Here is a 17,284-nt window from a genome sequence, read left to right as displayed (position 1 = left end):
CCTGCGCGGGAAGGCGCCGATGCCAGACAGGCCCGTGAAGCCGCGCGCTCCACCTTGCCACCACCCCTGATCTCCACTAGCTTGCGCCGACTGGCATCGCGGGATAACGCACTTGAGAGTTTCCATCGGCAAACGCCTGTTCTTCGCGGTGCTGCTGTCGATCATGGCGGTGGCGGCGATCGGCGTGGAGCTGGTGCGCTGGAAGCTGTCCGACCATCCTGCGCAGCCCGCCGCCAACAGCGAGATGGATCGCCTTGACGATCTGGTCGGCGCGCTGTCCACGCAGTATCGGCAGCACCACGACTGGTCGTTTCTGCCGGCGTCGCCCGAGCAACGGAAGCGCTGGCTGCGCGATGAACTGGCGCGCGTGCAGGCCGATCAGAAGTCAGGCGCCACGCCGCTGTCGCCGAGCGTGGCTTATCGCATCGGCCTGCTCGACGACAACGAGCATTACCTAGCTGGCGCGATCGCGAACCGGATGATGGTGGTAGTGGCGTCGATCGACCGGATCCAGCGGCCCATCGTCGTCGATGGCAAGGCCGTCGGTTATCTCGTCGTCGCCAAGTCGCAAAATCCCGACGACGAGCTGGCGATTGCGTTTCTGATCGAGCAGCAGAGAAACCTGGCGATCCTCGCCGCGATCGGCGTGCTGCTGAGCGTGTTGGCGGCCGGTTTGCTGGCGGCGCATTTTCGCCGGCCAGTGAAACAGCTGGTCGACGGCGCGCGCCGGCTGGGGCAGGGGCAGTTCGCTACGCGGCTGTCGATACGGCGCAGCGACGAACTGGGCGAGCTGGCCGACACCTTCAATCAGGTCGCGGCGCGGCTGCAGGACACCGAGCACTGGCGCCAGCAGTGGGTGGCCGATACCTCGCATGAATTGCGCACGCCGCTGTCCGTGTTGCGCGTGCAGATGGAGGCGCTGCAGGACGGCATCCGCACTGCTACACCCGACACCATCGCGCTGATGCTGCGGCAGGTGCAGTCGCTGACCAAACTGGTCGACGAACTGTACGAGCTGGCGCGCGCGGACCTGGGTCAACGGCAGTACGACAAGGCGTCGACGGATGCATGGCTACTGGTGCAGGACGTGTTCGCCGGCTTCGCCGAGAAATTCCGCGTCGCGGGATTGGCCGCTTCGATCGGCACCGTGCCACCGCGCACGATGGTGCATGGCGACGTGGAACGGCTGCGTCAGGTCGTCAACAACCTGCTGGAGAACAGCGTGCGTTACACCGATGCCGGCGGCCGCATCATGGTCAGCGGTGCGGTGGTCGGCGACGAGTTGCACATCGCGATCGACGACTCGACACCGGCGGTGCCCGCGGATCTGCTCGATCGCCTGGGCGAGCGCTTCTTCCGTGTCGAATCCTCTCGCAACCGGCAACTCGGTGGTGCGGGGCTGGGACTGGCGCTGAGCCGGCACATTATCGAGGCGCACGACGGCGGGCTGGTGTTCGCCGAGTCGCCGCTGGGCGGCCTGCGCGTCATCCTCGTGCTGCCGCTGGAAAGCTTCAGATGAGCGCAAGCATCCTGATCGTCGAAGACGAAAGCGACCTGTCCTCGGTGATGGCCGACTACGTGATTGCCGCGGGCTACACGGCGAAGGTGATCGCTGATGGTCGCGAAGCGCTCGCCAGCGTGCAGCGCAACGTGCCCGACCTGATCGTGCTGGACATCATGCTGCCGAGCCTCGATGGCCTGGCGCTGTGCAAGGCGGTGCGGGAATTTTCCGAGGTGCCGATCATCATGGTCACCGCGCGGGTGCAGGAAATCGACCGGTTGCTGGGCCTGGAAAGCGGTGCCGACGACTATCTGTGCAAGCCATTCAGCCCGCGCGAGCTGGTCGCGCGCATCAAGGCGATCCTGCGTCGTGCACGCAAGCCTGACGACAACGCGCAGCTGGTCAAGATCGACGAGGCCGCGCGCAGCGTGCGCATCCGCGCACAACTGCTGGACCTCACGCCGACCGAATACAGCCTGCTCGCCGCGATGGTGAAGCGGCCGGGCACGATCTTTTCGCGGGCGCAGCTGTTGGATCTGGCCAGTCGCGACAACCTGGATGTCACGGACCGCGCGATCGATAGCCACATCAAGAACCTGCGCCGGAAACTCGCCGCGGTGATACCCGATGCCGAGGCCATCCATTCCGTCTACGGGCTCGGCTACCGGTTCGAGCTGTAGGGCATCCCCACAATGTCTCCACATTTCCTTGTGACGCTGGGCTCGTCGGCTACCGATGAACCCAACGAGGAATGCAGAGATGACCATGCAGAGGAAAACGAAGACGCGCATCGCCGCGCTGGCCGGCGCGGGGGTGTTGTGCGGGGCAGGGCTTGCGCTGTTCGGCATGCCCGGACACGCGCAATCCGGGCCACCGCAGAAAGACATGACCGTGGACAAGGCGATCCGCGCCGAAGTGGTCGACGGCATCGTCGCCAGTCTCGATCGCGCCTATGTCTTTCCGGACAAGGCCGCAGTGATGGGAAAGAACCTGCGCGCACAATTGCAGCATGGTGATTTCGATTCGCTGGTCAGCGCCGAAAAATTCGCGGACACGCTTACCGACGCGCTGCAGCGTGACAGTCACGACAAGCACCTGGAAGTGCGCTATTTCGAAGACGCGATACCACTGAAGGCCGACCCGGCCGAATCGCCGGTGGACGAGGCCGCGGAGCTGTCCGAATCGAAGCGCTTCAACTTCGGCTTCAACAATGTCGACCGGCTGCCCACCGACATCGGCTATGTCGACATGCATCAGTTCGGCCGCAAGGACCAGATCGCCACGCGCATCGCCGCCACCATGACCATGATGAGCGACACCAAGGCGTTGATCATCGACCTGCGTCACTGCCACGGCGGTGACCCGGAAGGCGTGATGCTGTTCGCCAGCTATCTGTACGACAAGCCCACCCACCTCAACGATGTCTATTGGCGCGACGAGAACCGCACCGAACAGCGCTGGACCCAGGCGAGCGTGGCAGGTACGAAGTACGGCGAGGCGCGCAAGCTCTACCTGTTGACCAGCGGCGACACGTTCTCCGGTTGCGAGGACTTCGCCTATGCGCTGAAGAACAACAAGCGCGCGACCTTGATCGGCGAGACCACCGGCGGCGGTGCGCATGCGGGCGGCCCGCATCGACTGGACGCGCACTTCATGATGTTCGTCCCATCCGGTCGGCCCATCAATCCGGTCACTCATACCGACTGGGAAGGCGTGGGCGTGGTTCCGGACGTAAAGACATCCGCGAAGAACGCGCTCGACGTCGCGCAGCTCGCCATCCTCAAGGATCTCCTTACGGCCGAGGCGGATCCGGTCTGGCAGCACAAACTGAAGGAACGCATCCAAGAGCTGGAATGACGTCCAACTCGATGTCCGGTGCGGTACTGAAAGCAAGAAGCCCGCCTGTCATGGCGGGCTTCTCTCGACTCGATCGTCCGGTTTCCGGAAACGGGTTCACTTCACCCCGCTGCCGCGACTTTCGTTCAATGGCCGGGTTTCGGCGCGGGGCTGGGTGCGCTACGAGCGGTGTTTTGAATGGGCGGGCTCGGCGTGCGCGAATAGTTGGAGAAATTCTCCGCCCGATATCCGCGTTGATTGTCGAAATGGAAACGTGGCTGGCGGCCAAAGTCGTTCCTGTTCGCCAGAGCCAGCCGATGGCCGTCGATGTGCACCCAATACCACGACCCGCTCGGAACCGGCGAACTCGACACGTAGACAAACCGGGCGAGGTAATCGCCTTCCGGACGGGGCGAAGCCTGCACGGCGAGATTGATGATGAACTGGCTGCTGATCGGCCGCCCATGCGCGGTGGCGGGCTTGCTGATCATTTCGTCCAGGCTTTGCCGCAGCAGCCGGTTGACCTTCGGCGATAGCTCGGCGGACGGCGACACTTCGGTGACTTTGCCGCTGGCATCCACATGCACCAGTACCGGCATGACTTTGGGTTTGAATTCGTTGAGTGAGCCGCTGGACGCCATCGCGGCGCTTGCACCCACAGCCAGCACGCCTGCGAACATCATGGAAAGCCGTTTCATAAATCCTCCGTGGATCACGAATCAGTGCTACTAGGGAAGTTGCCTGCCAGCAGGCATACCCCTGTACGCCCACTGTTCTCCCAAACGCACGACCAGTCAATCAGGATGACGTGACGACAGGCTGCGGCACGATCTTCAGTGCGGCTTCGGACGTTATTTTGGCAGTGCCGCCAACCATTGCAGCACCGCATGCGACAGCTCGATGCGTTGGTCGGAATAGGCATGGTCGGTGGGCAGGTGCACGGTCGTCACGTGGGTGTCGCCGGCGTTGCGCAGGTTGGCGGCGAACGATTCGCCCGCCTTCGCCAGGCCGTCGTCCGAGGTGACGATGAGCGCGTTGCGGTTTTTCAGCGCGCCGACCTTCGAGCTGAACGTCCATGTCGCCGTGTGCTCGGCGAGCTCGCGGGCCAGCCCGTCCGGCGTGCACCCGCTCAGCGGAGCCATGCCTTCGTTGGCAAGGCCGGCGCTCATCTTGTGCAAGGCGTCCGGCTTCTGTCCCTCGGCCAGCATCTGCTGCATCGTGCCGCCCATGTCGGCGGCCGAGATGGTGGCGAAGGCCTTGATGGCGGGATCGGCCGCGGCGCCCTGGACGGTCATGAAGCCGCCCATGCTGTGCCCGATCAGCACGATGCGGGTCGGGTCCAGCCGCAGCTTCCTGGCCACATCCGGTTGGCGCAGGTAGGCCAGCGCTGCGGCAGTGTCCTCGATGCCGTGCGAGAACGAGAAGTCGCCCGGCGTGCCCCATGAGCCGCGGTAGTTGAAGTAGAGAACATCCCAGCCGGCGCGGCGCATGTCCTGCGCCAGGTCGAGGTTACGTTCGTTGCCCGGAAAGCCGTGCAGCAGGATCGCCGCCGGGTGCGGGCCCGCGCCGGCGGCCACGTAGACCAGCGCGTTCATCAGTGCGCCGTGGCTGGGTATCTGCATGGTTTCCATGGACGCGCGGTCGGCGTGTTTCGGCGTCGCCACCAGGTGGCTGGAGTCCGTCGCCGGCCGTGCCTGCGCGTTGCCTGGCGTGCCCGCGAGGCAGGCCATCACGCCGGCCGCGAGCAAAAAGAATGTTGTGCGCTGGTGCATGTGCTTCCCCTCTCGGCGGTGTCTTCATCGAAGGCCGTCAGCAACGCGGGCGCCGGGTTGCCGTGCGTCTTCCCCGTGCAGAGGTTATCGCTTTTGCTGGTAGCGCAGGCGGGTCATGACGAGAGTGTCGGGGCGGCATGATCATGGCATCGGATGCAGGCCTCGGGTTCTGGATGGATTGCCGGCGGCGCGCATGAAAAAAGACCGCCGGAGATCCGGCGGTCTTGTAGGGCGAATGGCGCCGGTTGCCCGGCGCATCCGGTGTTACATCGAGAAGTCGTAGCTGACGCCGAGCTGCAGGTAACGTGGGGTCTGGAACGACAACGGACGCTGGTAATCGTTCGCGGGGTCCTCGCCACCATCGACCTGCGACGTGGTTTTCTGGCTGTTGAACAGGTTGAACACCGTGGCCGAGAAGGCCAGGTTCTGGCCCGGGCCAGCCCACAACGGGCGGTACTGCGCGTTCAGATCCAGCTTGAGCGTCCACGGCAGGCGACCACGCGAACCGCGCGGCGCCGGCTGGTTGTTGCACTCGAAGTACGACGCACCGTACTGGATGGCGTCGACCGGGTCGAAGCCGATGCAGTTCTTCGGACGTCCCGAGGCAATCGCCACGTTCGCACCGACCAGCCATTCCTTGTTGACCTGGAAGAAGCCATAGGCCTTCAACTGATGGGTACGGTCGTTCGGCAACGGGCCGTTGGCGTACTGCATGATTTCCGGTGCGTCCCAGTCCTGCGTCACCGACGGGTCGAGCTGGCCGATGTCCGACTTCAACTGGCCTTCGGAGTTGCCGTAGCTGCGCGAGAAGGTGTAATCCAGCCGGGCAAACCAGCGCTCATCGAAGTGATGCTCCAGGTACAGCTCCATCGAGTAGTACTTGCGCTTCAACGGCGGGAACTTCACGCCGGCCGGCGTGGTGAAGTCTTCCATGGTGAGCTTGAACGGAACCAGCGTGCCCTGGCCGTCGACATCCACCATGAACGTGTTCGGCACGCCAGGGTTGAACAGGTAGCAGCCGGGGATGCTGGCGTTGGTGATGTCGATGTTGTTGCGGGCAGCGTATTTCTCGAACGGACGCGAATCGCAGAAATCGTCGATCGAGCTTTTCAGCTTGCGCATGGTGGCCTTGGCACCGAAGCTCCAGTCGCTGTTGAGGGCCTTGTCGAAGCCGAGGATGTATTCGTCCTGGTAATACGCCTTGATGCCCTGGGCCGCGACGGTCTTCGGGTTGAGATCCGTGCCGTCTTCACCGTTGAGGTAGATCTTGCTGCCGGCGGGAACCAGATTGAGCGGCTCGCCGTTGGGACCGACACCGTTGTAGGTGAAATACTGGCTGGAATACAGCGAGGCGGACGCGCCGCGAATGGCCACGTTGGACGGAATGGCCAGATGGTAACGACCGGCGTTGGCGTAGACTTTGAAGCTGGAATCGCCGAACACGTCCCAGGTCGCGCCCAGACGCGGAGCCAGCTGGTGGCGCTGCTTGACGTAAACGTCGCCGGCACCGTTGATGTTCTTGAACTGCTCGTTGCGCAAGCCGAGGTAGCCCATCCAGCGATCGTTGATCTGCCAGTGGTCTTCGATGAACTGCGCTTCCTGTTCCACCTTGACCGAGGCGCCGGTGATGAAGATGCGCTGCTCGACGAAGTACGGCGTGCCCGGTGGCACGTCCGGGAAGATGTCCGGGCGGCCGGAAACGTTGCGGACGTTCTGGTAGCGCCAGCGGTAGCCGCCTTCGTACTGGTTGCCCGCGCTGGATTCAAGCGTCTGGTTGTCCAGGCCGGCGCGCAGGTCATGCGATCCGAGCTGGTACTCGACATCGAAACGCCAGCCGTGGGTCTTGTCCTTCGCGCCCGGTCCAAGCACCGTGCCATTGACCAGGCCGCAACCGATGATCGGGCTGGTGATTTTCGTGCGCGAGTCGGTGATCCACGGGCAATTCGGGCTGCCGGCATAGGCCAGCGTGCGCTTGTGGTCGGAGTTGCTGGTGCCGTACAGCGCGTTGACCGTGAGGTTGTCAGTGATGTAGCCGGTGTACTTGCCGATGTAGACGTCGCCGCCCGGTGCGGAGCCGGCCAGCGATGCGGCGTTCTCCAGCTTGTCGCCGCCGATCAGATTGCCGCGCGCCTCATTGGCGTAGGAGTACTTGTATACCGTGCGATCGGTCCGGGTCTGGTCGGACAGGCCGGTGAATTCCACGATGTGGTTGTCGGTAATGTTCCAGTCCACCTTGGCCAGCCATTTCTTGGCCTTGGACACCTCGGTGGTGAACTGCGGCGCCAGGATCGAGCTGATGTTGTTGCCGGTGGTCCGGGTGAAGTCGCCTGCGGCGTACACGAACAGCTTGTCCTTGATCACCGGGCCGCTAAGGTAACCGGTGTACTGCGTCGCCGAGCTGGTGTTCTCCGAGCGATCCTGGAACAGCTGGCCGTCGGTGCGGCGGATATTCTTCGGGGTCGCCCGCAGTGACGACGGAATGACATGCAGGCCGACGCCGCCCTTCCAATTGTTGTCGCCGCGCTTGGTGACCACGTTGATCACGCCACCAGTGGAGCGGCCATACTCGGCGCCGTAGCCGCCGGTATAGATCTGCTGCTGATCGATGGCGTCATACGGCAGGCTGGTGAAGCCGATACCGGTGAGTGCGTTGGTTACCGCGTAACCATTGATGTAGTACTGGTTTTCCGATGCCGAGGCGCCGCCGAAGGAAGCCACGTTGCCGTAGCGGGCGTCGCCGGCGACGGTACCCGGAGCGAGCAACGCCGCCGCGGTCACGTCACGTGCCAGCGGCAGCTTCTGCAACTGCTCGGCCGTCAATGTGGTGCGCGAGTCGACCGAGGACACGTCGATGGCTGGCAGTGCCGAGCCCACCACGGTCACGCCGCCGAGCGTCTTGGCGCCGGCTTCACTGGCGCTGCTGTCGAAAGACACATCGGTACCCGAACCCACCCGGACCTGCACATTGTCGCGGCTGCCGATGACCTGGCCCTCACGCTTCAAGGTGACCGTATAGGTACCCACCGGCAACGAGGTCGCGCGGTAGCGGCCGGCGTTATCGACGGTGATGTCGCGGCTCTGGCCGGTGTTCACGTTTTCCACATGGATCGTGGCACCCGCTGCATCCCCTGCATTGCCGAAGATGACACCCGACGCATTGGATTGAGCCATGGCCACGCCACTCAGGCCCATGCTCAGGGCCAGCGCCAGTGCGGTTGGCTGCCACAAGGTACGTCGATATCGATCGGTAAAATTCATGTATTACCCCTCCTGAAAATTGGTTTGGAACCGGATGGCTGCCATTGCAGCGCACGCAAGAAATCACGTAAAAGTGAACAAGTCCCTCCCTGAACCCTTTCCGTGGCGAATGTATTCGCGATTTCTTACGCACTGGCCAGCCTAGGAGTGGCAAGGTGCCTCGTCAACATATTCTTCACAATTAGCTAACGCAGCAATAATTTATCGGAGGCTGCGCGACATCGTGCAAGGAGCTTCAAGCCAGGCTGGTTGGCGTCACAATGCCGTCTGATCGTCTTCTTGCTCCCTGGTCGCGATCGCCCGCGCCGACCACCCCGGACGGGTTCTTCCGGGGCACAGATGCCCATCAGGCTCGCGATGGCCGGGATCCGTGGAGGCCCTTTTCAGCGTGGCAGGCTTGGCGCAACTATTTGCGCAATGCGCCGGGCTTCGATGCCGATTTCGCGCAACTGGCCCGTGGGCGACGCGATGAGGCCGCAGAAAAACAGGCCGGGTTCCGAGGTGGTCCGGCCGGTCACCAGAGGCATGCCGTGATTGTCGAATACACCGCGGACACCCGGCAGCAGCTGGCGCAGGTCGGGGCGGAAGCCGGTCGCCAGAACGAGGCCGTCGAACCGCTCTGCCGGTGAATCGACGAAGGCCACGCCCTCGTCGGTGAACCGCGCGATGTCGCCACGCAGCTTGATCGAGCCATCCCTGATCCTGGCCAGGGTGCCCACGTCGAGCAGCGGTATGCGCCGATCCTCCTCGATCATCCGACGCGGCCCCTTGCTGGCTGCCTTCAAGCCGAGCTTCCGCAGCGAACCGACGGCCAGCCGGATGGCGGGTGCATTGATGAAATCGGCAACGCGCGCGGGCAGACGCGCCTGGGCGATCGCCCAGGTCAGGATCGGCAGGCCCAGCAGTTCGCGCGGCAGAATCTGCACCGGGCCACGTACGGAGAGACTCACGTCGACACCGGCTTCTGCCAGGTCGAGCGCAATTTCCCCGCCTGAATTGCCGAATCCGACGACGAGCACGCGCTTGCCTGCATAGGCAGCCGGATTGCGATATTCGCTGCTGTGAACGACGACACCTCGATAGCCGTCCGATCCGGGCCAGCCAGGGCGATGGGGAAAGTCGGCCCATCCGGTCGCGATCACCACGACGGGCGCCGTGAACTGTCCCTGCTTTGTCTCCACGCGCCAGGTCGAGCCGTCACGGCGGACGGTTCGTACCGCGCTGTCGAAGATCGGTCGAAGGTCGAAGTGCGCCGCGTAGCTTTCCAGGTAAGCCACGACCTGGGCACGCGACGGATACCGGGTAGCTGCGTGGCATCGGCAGGCCGGGCAGGCCGGAGTGGCCCCGGTCGGTGTGCAGATGCAATCGGTCATAGTGGCGGCGCCACACCGAAGCGACCGCGCCGGCCTTTTCCAGCATGGTCACGTCGAGGCCGCGCAGGCGCATGCTCGCCGCGCAGGCAAGGCCCGCAGGACCCGCGCCGACAATGATTGCGTCTGCGTCGATCATGAGGTTTCCGTCCGTCGCAGAGTGCGCACTCGGCAGCTGCGAATGACCACCTTAGCTGCGACCCAAATCCCAGTCCATTGTCGGGGCGGTGCGGATGTTGACCGTTGCGCGGACCTCGTCAGGCCGTTCGCCTCGATCATGGGCGGGGCATGGAAGGCCGCCGTGGATGGCCGAAATCGTACTTTGACCGGGTTTCCACGGGGCGAATGGACACCCTCTGATTGCCGATACCGGTTTCCCGATTCACCTTCAGGTCCCCAGTTTGAAGGCAGGCAATCCAGGCGCCACTGCGCCGCTTCAATGCGGCTTTTTGAGCGAGGGATCGTCCGTCTGGCGTTCGTAATGCGTGCCCGTCGGCCCGTACCCGGAAATGTCGACAACGACGGCGCTGTCACCTGTCCGGGCAAAATGTGATTGCCGCGGGGGCTCGGTATAGAAGCTTCCTGGCGGTAATGCTTTCAGCGACTTTTCGTCAAACCGGTCTCCGTAGGCGAAATGCCATGTGCCGGAGACGACCGTGGCCACGCGATCGTCGGGATGATCGTGAGGCATGATTTTTGTGTTGGCCGGAACCGTCAGCCGGATCATGTACACGCCTGGCTTTGTCGGGTCGCCGTGCAGCGTCAAGGTCTGTATGCCCGATACGCCAGAGCTTCCGGCTCCCGCACCGGAGCGCGTTTGTGCCTCGATTTCGGACGGACTCAGGCGTTGCTGCGATGGTCTCGTTTGTGCCTCCACGTGAAGCGAGGCAATCAACAAGGCCATCGCAATGACAAACAGATTCTTTCGATGGGTCATGAGCAGTTCCTCTTTGTATCCTCGGTGACCAGGATGAGTGCCTCGTCGGACAAAGACGTTGCACTTCATATGCAGCAACGACCGTGCTTGTGGGGCAGTGGCATTCCCGGGATGCCCGGCCACAACGTCCTGTAGTCGGGCATCCGGAAAATCGCATGCGGCAAGGCAGGAGTGGAGCAGGTCCTAATGTCCGGGCGCGGCAAACTGCTTGAGCGCAATTTCGCTGGACCATGGGCCGCCATGTCGGCTGCCGATTCCGAGCATGCCGGCGGCCGTATTCCCACGGTTCCAGTCGCGCTGGAGTTCGCACAGCACGCTGATCCAGCTGACCGGCTGCGCACCTGACTGGATGGCGCGATCCAGCCCCGCTTGATGGGCTTCGACGGAAGTACCTCCGACGACATCGACCGGCACGAGTACCTCGAAGCCATCGCGCAGCGCATCCAGCGCCGGGAATGCCAGGCATACCTCGGTCCACAGCGCGCCCATGATGATCTTTCTCCGCCCGGTTGCCTTGACGGCGCTGACGAAGTCGGCATCCTCCCAGGCGTTGATGCTGGTTCGATCAAAATTGAGCGCGCCCTTCATGGCGTCCTTGATGGATGGCCATGTATCCGGATTCACACCACTCTCGACGCCGACCGTCGAGAGTATCCGCGGCAGGTCGAACAACCTTGCTGTCTCGGCAAGTGCCACGGTATTGGCGACAAGCTGCAGGCTGTCCATCGAGCGCAGCGTATTCAACTGTGGGGCCTGGTAGTCGATGAGCACGAGTAAACAGTTTTCGGGTGTCAGCAGAGGATCGCTCTGTGGATTGCGCCGGGATTGACTTGCCATGTCGTTCTCCTTGGTTGCGGATGAGGTGCTTCCGGGAAAAGCGGGCGCTGGCTGGATCAGCGATTCGCAGTTGCCGAATCGCCGAGCGTCAGCGGACGTTGATTCAGGAAATCCACGAGGAGCGGAATGACTTGCGTCGGTGCCTCTTCGAGCAACCAGTGGCCGGAGCCCTTGATGATGACGCCGCTGACCTGGGTCGCTACCAGACGGGCCTGATCAACAAGAAATGTTCCGCCCGCTTTTTCGCCACTGAGGACAAGCATGGGCATGGTCAGCTTGGTTTTCGAGAGTTCCTCGAAGTCTTTGGCGTCCTGCGGAAACGCCTTGAAATATTCGAAGCCGGCACGCATCCCGCCGGGTTGTGAATAGGCCTTGGTATAGAACGCCCGGTCCGCTTCGGAAATCGAATGGTTTCGGTCGGCGGCAAAATCATTCCAGAAGTGATCGAAGTAGATCCGTTCGCGGCCGTCCACCAGTTTGAGCGGCGTCTCGCCGTAGAAATGGAAATGCCAGAGATCATGCAGCAGCCAGACGTGCGTCCAGTCGCCAACACCTGGCAGGAAGGCGTCCATCAATACGACACGGTCGGTTTCCGTCGGATACTGGGCAGCGTAGGCATAGGCAACCATCAAGCCGATATCGTGGCCAACGACCTGCGCATGCGAGATCCCCAGGGAGCGCGCGAGCGCGTGGATATCGTTCGCCATGGCTTTCTTTTCGTAGCCCGTTTCCGGCTTGCCGGAATCGCCGGCTCCTCGCAGGTCAGGCGCAATGACAGTGTGGTTTTTTGCGAGGAGAGGAATGAGGGGAAGCCACATGTGGCTGGTTTCCGCGTAGCCGTGGAGCAGGATGATCGCCGGGCCTTTTCCGGCCTTCATGTAGTGAAGCTTCACGCCATTGACGACCGAGTCGTGACTTCCGATGCTCGCGCCATTCGACGGCGTAGACCGTCCTGCCTGGGCGCTGGCCGGATTTTGTGCTGCATGCACAGGGGCCAGCATGCCAAGAAGCAGCACGAGGGATACCAGCAGTTCCTTGCAGCTTTTCGTCGGGTGTTTCATGAGGTGCCTCCAAGCAATGTCGCGTGCGGAAGTGGAGTGGCAAATCGTTTGATGGTCGACCCGTGGCGGGCGTTCTCGACCCAGTGGATCCGGCCACCGGGCAACGTCGACAATCGTCCTGGCCACGACGCGCATGGATTGCCGAACTTTGAATCGAAGGGGAAAGCATGCGCGCGCCGCGCTGGCGCCGGCCATCGATCAGGCGGCCGGATTTTTCGACCCGCCAAAGAATGATGCCGGCCTGATCCTTTCGGACGAGGGGCGCGCCTGCCGTCGGCAGCATGCTGAAAATGTCGGAAAGGCGTTGCGCGAATGCAGCGCCGAAACATCGAGGGCGTGGGGGCTAGAGCTGCACGAGACCACGCCGACAGGCGACAGAGATGGCCTCGGTGCGGTTGAGGACATTGAGCTTGGCGAACACGCTGCGCAGGTGGGACTTTACGGTCGTTTCGGTGATGTAGAGCGCTGCGCCGATTTCCTTGTTGCTCTTGCCGTGCGCCAACAGTTTCAGGACGGCGAGTTCTCGCCCGGTCAGTGTTTCGCTACTCATGCCAGCGGCCAGTTTTGCCACAAGCCCTGGTGGGATGCAGGTTTCTCCGGCATGCACCTTGCGAATGCATTCGAGAAGCTCATCCCGTTGCGCATCCTTCAGCAGGTAGCCTCTTGCGCCGGCCCCGATGGCACGCGAGATATCGCTATCAGTATCAAAGGTGGTCAGCACGATGATGCGCGCTGATGCGTCGATCCGGCGTATCTCGGCCATCGCCAGGACGCCATCCAGTACCGGCATCCTGAGGTCGAGCAACATTACGTCGGGGCGATGCTTGCGCCAAAGGTCGACTGCCTCGCGGCCAGTGGCCGCCTCTCCCACGACGGTCATGTCGGGCTGCCGGCCGATGATTGCTGCCAGTCCCTCGCGCACGGTGACATGGTCGTCGGCCAGCGCCACGCGGATAGGGCACTTCGACGCATCGTTCCGTTGCGTTTTGGTCATGTCGGTCATGATGTCACGGGTCCTGGAAGTTCCCGCGGATGCAGCACGATAAGCAGGGTCGTGCCGCTTCCGCGTGTACTGCGGATTTTGAGTTGGCCACCCATTCGGTCGACGCGCTCGCTGATTCCCAGCAAGCCGAATCCGGCGTGTCCGTCTGCGGGATTGAAGCCGTGTCCGGTATCGCTCAGTTCAAGCAGGACTTCGTCCGGACCAAAGCTGATCAGCGCCTTGAAATGACTGGCCTGTGCGTGCCGGAGGGTGTTGGTCAGGGCTTCCTGGGTGATGCGCAGGATATTCTCATCCCATTCCGGAGGCAGTTGCCTGGGCGTGCCCTGCAGGATGAATTCGGACCGCGTACTCGTCGCGGCGGTTGTCCTGGCGAGCAACGTGTTCAGCGCTTCGTGCAACGTTTCCTTTTCGAGGGCTCGGGGACGCAGCGCCTGGACCGAGCGCCTCGCCTCGCTCAAGCTTTCACGGGCAAGGTTTCGGGCGCGATCGAGATGGTCATCAGCTTCATCAGTCAATCCGTGAAGCTTTGCATCTTCAGCGGCCTCCAACTGCACGATCACTCCCGTGAATCCCTGCGCGAGCGTGTCATGGATCTCCCGCGCCATCCGGTTGCGCTCGTCGATCACGGCGGATTCGCGGCTTTGCGCCGAAAGGCGAGTGAGCTGTAGCGCGAGCATCGCCTGATTGGCAAGCGCCTGCGCCAGCTCGATTTCCTCCGGACGGAACGAACGTTCACGGGCGAAGCGGATGCCAATGGCACCTTCGAGGTTGCCGGCAACCCACATGGGAACCAGCAGCACGGAGATGATGCCAAGCGCTACCAGGCGGTCTCTCAGTGCAAAGGGCGGGACGGTTCGAATGTCGCTGATCAGGCTGGGCTTGCCCGTGCGAAACACCTCAGGCCACGGCCATTGATCTCCCATGGGAAGCCACAGCCCCATTCCCGCAAATCGGGGCTCGGCTTTTGTCAGGATCTGGCCGCCCTCGTAGGCGAATTCAAAGCCGATCAGCCCGCTCGCCATGTCACGCCGCCAGACGCTGATGCTGTGCGCGTCGAGTTGTTCGGTGATGGTGCATGAAATGTGCTCCATCAATCGATCCGGCGCAGATTTCGTCGCCAGCATGTCCAGGGCGCGCGTGAGCTCCTCCACCTGGCCGCGTGCCAGTCGCTCGGAGGCGCCAAGCGCCTCTTCTGCCCGCTTGCGTTCCGTGACATCCATGACGATGCCGAGCATCTGGGCGGCCTTGCCTTCTTTCGTGCGGTAGATGCTTCCGGAGGCGGCGATCCAGTGCGTACTTCCATCCGGCCATACGACCCGAAATTCAGAGGTCCAGTCGCGAAATTCCCTGGCCGCCGAAAGCAGGCTTCCTTCGACGCGAGTGCGATCATCGGGGTGTACGTGGTGGACGAAGGTCGCGATGCCCCATTCCGAATCCGGGATGGGAGTGTCGTAGCCGAAACAGCGATCGTGGCGCAGTGACCGTCGCGACGTGTCATGGATCAGGTCCAGCTCCCAATCGCCGACCTGTCCGGACTCCAGCGCGAACTCGAGCGCGGCCTTGGTCTGCTCCATGAGCACGCGCTCGGTGATGTCCACCATCATCGTGCGCGTGTACTCGCCGTTCGGCGCGGGCCTGGACCACCACTGGACCCAGACCGGATGGCCATTGTCCTTGCGGCGCAGCTCGATCTCGACACCGCCGGCTTCTTTTCCGCTTTCGACCAATTCGAACGCCTCGCGCAGGCGACGCTGGTTTTCCGGGGTATCAGCCACGAGTGAATGGCCGAATGTTTCCGCGACTTCTTCCGGCTTGATCCCCAGCAATTTCAGGGCAGCCTTGTTGGCCTGGATGAAATGGGTGTCGACGCCCTCGAACATGCAAGGGATCGGGGCTTCCTCGAACAGGTCGCGAAAGTCCTCGCGCAGGCGATTATTTTCCTCGGTCAACCGGCGCAAGGCGTCAAGCAGCGATGGCAGCGGATCTCCTTTGACAATGGTTTCAGGAATCGCTCGAAACGAGCTTCCATCAAGTTCGTTGACGGCCATGGCATCCGACAGGTGAGCGAACAGGCCGCTCAGTTGCTCAAGACGTTTATGGCTTTCGTCGAGTTCGCGCCGACACGCCTCCAGTTCAAGTCGCAATGACTCGACTGTCGCCGGGGTGTCTTCGGTTTCTTCAGGGCGAAGGTTCATGGCACGCAGCCAATGGATCGCGGCTATGCCGCCGGGATTTACTCTGTTCCTGATGGAATGTCATTCCGCCAGAAGCCTCATGACTCGAACCCATGCCAGGTCATGGGACTGCCTGCCTGGTCCGGCTGGCCAGCGGCGCGAAGCCGCTGCCTGGATTTCTGCCGACCGTCCAGATTCCTAGACCGGTGACGAATCATCCGCAGTGACGAGCCGCTCCATCGACGCGGCGTGGGCCTCGACCGGTTCGGCCGCTGCGGGCGGCTCGCCGAACGTCGTTTCGACGCGTGAGCCCGAGAGCAGGGTGAGATCGACCGGGCAGCGGTCGGCGATCTGCAGCAGGCGCTCGCGTTGCGCATCGTCCAGCGGCCCTTCGATGGCGATGGTGCGGGTGAACAGGTCGGGAACTTCCACCCCCTTCTGCCGCATGTGACCCACGGCGGTGCGGATGCGGCCGACGGGCAGGCCCTTGTACTCGGCATACATGCGCAGAGTCATCGTGGTGCAGGCGGCCAGGCCCGCGGAGACGAGATCGTAAGGCGTCGGGCCGCTGCCAAGGCCGCCAGCACTGACCGGTTCGTCGGCAAGAAAGCGGATGCCGCCGGCATGGATCGCCAGTTGGAAACGCCCCGCACCGGTCTCCTCGGCCACCACGTCGCCTTCCTGTCCCTGCGCACGGGTTTCCGGAACCGGCTGCAGGTAACGCGAGGACCAGCTGATGATCATCGCCGCCGCATAGTCCACATCGGACTGCCGTGACAGCAGGTGATCCGCGTCGTCAAGCGACACCAGACTCTTGGGATAGCCCGCGGCCATGAAGATGCGGCTGGCGTTGTCGATGTCGACGATCTCGTCGCGCGGCGCGTGCAGGATCAGCAGCGGCCGACCCAGCGTTGCGATGCGGCTGGCCTGGTCGTGTTCGCGCAGCCCGTCGATGAAGGCCTTGCTCACGCGGAACGGCCGACCGGCCAGCCGGACTTCCGCTTCGCCCTGCTGCTCGATGGTGGCGAGCGATGCAGGATCGAACAGCGCGAGCACGTGGCTCAAGTCGAACGGGGCGGCGATCGTCGTCACCGCGCGAACGTTCGGCATGTCGGCGGCTGCGGCCAGCGCTGCCGCACCACCCAGGCTGTGACCGACCAGCAGCGATGGCGGCATGCCGGCATCGCTCATTGCGTGATGGGCGGCGACCAGGTCGCGAACATTGGCGGCAAAAGTACTGTCGGCAAAGTCACCGCCGCTGGCGCCGAGGCCGGCGAAATCGAAACGCAGCATGCCGATGCCGGCGCGGGCCAACGCACGGCCAATCCTGACTGCGGCCAGGTTGTCCTTGCCGCAGGTAAAGCAGTGCGCCATCAGCGCCCAGCCGCGCACGGGCGCGTCGGGAAGCTCGAGCCGACCGGCGAGCGGGTAACCGGCCGGACTCGAAAATTCGAAGTTGCGGGGCGGCATGGGCAGGCTCCTTCAGGCAGACACCAGACGCGTTGCAACAGTGCCACAGTACCCTGGCCACCGTC

14 protein-coding genes are annotated in these 17,284 nt (G+C 63.1%); 3 read left to right on the top strand and 11 right to left on the bottom strand.

Annotated elements, in window-relative coordinates; all coding sequences use genetic code 11:
- Positions 1-112: 112 nt before the first annotated feature.
- The 3 genes from EAH75_RS18215 (at position 113) to EAH75_RS18205 (ending at position 3,358) form a co-directional block, all read left to right on the top strand.
- Entirely contained in the window at positions 113-1,519 is a 1,407-nt protein-coding gene (locus tag EAH75_RS18215) for an ATP-binding protein (RefSeq protein WP_140654392.1), read from the top strand.
- Positions 1,516-2,181, top strand: coding sequence for a response regulator (locus tag EAH75_RS18210; protein ID WP_140654390.1), 666 nt, complete (start codon positions 1,516-1,518; stop codon positions 2,179-2,181). The genes EAH75_RS18215 and EAH75_RS18210 overlap by 4 nt, the downstream gene beginning before the upstream one ends.
- Positions 2,182-2,260: 79 nt before the next feature.
- Positions 2,261-3,358, top strand: a complete 1,098-nt coding sequence (locus tag EAH75_RS18205) for a S41 family peptidase (RefSeq protein ID WP_161596226.1) — start codon at positions 2,261-2,263, stop codon at positions 3,356-3,358.
- 125 nt (positions 3,359-3,483) lie between these two features.
- Here the strand turns inward: EAH75_RS18205 and EAH75_RS18200 are convergent, their stop codons facing one another.
- From EAH75_RS18200 to EAH75_RS18150, 11 genes are all read right to left on the bottom strand, one after another.
- Complete coding sequence (locus EAH75_RS18200) at positions 3,484-4,035, bottom strand: hypothetical protein (protein WP_140654386.1); 552 nt, start codon at positions 4,033-4,035, stop codon at positions 3,484-3,486.
- A 153-nt stretch (positions 4,036-4,188) separates the two neighbouring features.
- A complete protein-coding gene (locus EAH75_RS18195; RefSeq protein ID WP_140806452.1) occupies positions 4,189-5,109 on the bottom strand; it encodes an alpha/beta hydrolase family protein in 921 nt (306 codons plus the stop codon).
- 264 nt (positions 5,110-5,373) lie between these two features.
- On the bottom strand, positions 5,374-8,367 hold the full coding sequence (locus EAH75_RS18190; protein ID WP_140806451.1) for a TonB-dependent receptor: 2,994 nt from the start codon (positions 8,365-8,367) through the stop codon (positions 5,374-5,376).
- Between the two features lie 383 nt (positions 8,368-8,750).
- Complete coding sequence (locus EAH75_RS18185) at positions 8,751-9,644, bottom strand: NAD(P)-binding domain-containing protein (RefSeq protein WP_161596318.1); 894 nt, start codon at positions 9,642-9,644, stop codon at positions 8,751-8,753.
- Positions 9,565-9,876, bottom strand: coding sequence for an NAD(P)-binding domain-containing protein (locus EAH75_RS20080; RefSeq protein WP_140806448.1), 312 nt, complete (start codon positions 9,874-9,876; stop codon positions 9,565-9,567). The genes EAH75_RS18185 and EAH75_RS20080 overlap by 80 nt, the downstream gene beginning before the upstream one ends.
- A 297-nt stretch (positions 9,877-10,173) precedes the next feature.
- The gene (locus tag EAH75_RS18175; RefSeq protein ID WP_140806447.1) at positions 10,174-10,674 is read right to left on the bottom strand and encodes a cupin domain-containing protein; all 501 of its coding nucleotides are present in this window, start codon (positions 10,672-10,674) and stop codon (positions 10,174-10,176) included.
- Positions 10,675-10,857: 183 nt separating this feature from the next.
- Complete coding sequence (locus EAH75_RS18170) at positions 10,858-11,511, bottom strand: hydrolase (RefSeq protein WP_140806446.1); 654 nt, start codon at positions 11,509-11,511, stop codon at positions 10,858-10,860.
- Positions 11,512-11,567: 56 nt separating this feature from the next.
- Positions 11,568-12,572, bottom strand: coding sequence for an alpha/beta fold hydrolase (locus EAH75_RS18165; protein ID WP_205043271.1), 1,005 nt, complete (start codon positions 12,570-12,572; stop codon positions 11,568-11,570).
- A gap of 343 nt (positions 12,573-12,915) precedes the next feature.
- Positions 12,916-13,575 (bottom strand): response regulator, encoded by a 660-nt coding sequence (locus tag EAH75_RS18160; RefSeq protein ID WP_206666220.1) that lies wholly within the window; start codon positions 13,573-13,575, stop codon positions 12,916-12,918.
- Positions 13,572-15,770, bottom strand: a complete 2,199-nt coding sequence (locus EAH75_RS18155) for a sensor histidine kinase (RefSeq protein ID WP_140806445.1) — start codon at positions 15,768-15,770, stop codon at positions 13,572-13,574. Before EAH75_RS18155 ends, EAH75_RS18160 begins: the two co-directional genes overlap by 4 nt.
- A 177-nt stretch (positions 15,771-15,947) precedes the next feature.
- Positions 15,948-17,219: a bifunctional alpha/beta hydrolase/OsmC family protein gene (locus tag EAH75_RS18150; protein ID WP_140806444.1), complete on the bottom strand. Its 1,272-nt coding sequence runs from the start codon at positions 17,217-17,219 to the stop codon at positions 15,948-15,950.
- Positions 17,220-17,284: the final 65 nt, after the last annotated feature.

The organism is Rhodanobacter glycinis, from assembly GCF_006438785.1.
Classification (GTDB): domain Bacteria; phylum Pseudomonadota; class Gammaproteobacteria; order Xanthomonadales; family Rhodanobacteraceae; genus Rhodanobacter; species Rhodanobacter glycinis_A.
Note: the sequence above shows the minus strand (reverse complement) of the source record. Positions and strands in the feature narration are given on the sequence as shown.

Coding starts and splice junctions, on each gene's coding strand:
- EAH75_RS18205 (WP_161596226.1), top strand. CDS start 2,261: ATGACCATGCAGAGGAAAACGAAGACGCGCATCGCCGCGCTGGCCGGC.
- EAH75_RS18195 (WP_140806452.1), bottom strand. CDS start 5,109: ATGCACCAGCGCACAACATTCTTTTTGCTCGCGGCCGGCGTGATGGCC.
- EAH75_RS18200 (WP_140654386.1), bottom strand. CDS start 4,035: ATGAAACGGCTTTCCATGATGTTCGCAGGCGTGCTGGCTGTGGGTGCA.
- EAH75_RS18150 (WP_140806444.1), bottom strand. CDS start 17,219: ATGCCGCCCCGCAACTTCGAATTTTCGAGTCCGGCCGGTTACCCGCTC.
- EAH75_RS20080 (WP_140806448.1), bottom strand. CDS start 9,876: ATGATCGACGCAGACGCAATCATTGTCGGCGCGGGTCCTGCGGGCCTT.
- EAH75_RS18175 (WP_140806447.1), bottom strand. CDS start 10,674: ATGACCCATCGAAAGAATCTGTTTGTCATTGCGATGGCCTTGTTGATT.
- EAH75_RS18165 (WP_205043271.1), bottom strand. CDS start 12,572: ATGAAACACCCGACGAAAAGCTGCAAGGAACTGCTGGTATCCCTCGTG.
- EAH75_RS18210 (WP_140654390.1), top strand. CDS start 1,516: ATGAGCGCAAGCATCCTGATCGTCGAAGACGAAAGCGACCTGTCCTCG.
- EAH75_RS18190 (WP_140806451.1), bottom strand. CDS start 8,367: ATGAATTTTACCGATCGATATCGACGTACCTTGTGGCAGCCAACCGCA.
- EAH75_RS18160 (WP_206666220.1), bottom strand. CDS start 13,575: ATGACCGACATGACCAAAACGCAACGGAACGATGCGTCGAAGTGCCCT.
- EAH75_RS18155 (WP_140806445.1), bottom strand. CDS start 15,770: ATGAACCTTCGCCCTGAAGAAACCGAAGACACCCCGGCGACAGTCGAG.
- EAH75_RS18170 (WP_140806446.1), bottom strand. CDS start 11,511: ATGGCAAGTCAATCCCGGCGCAATCCACAGAGCGATCCTCTGCTGACA.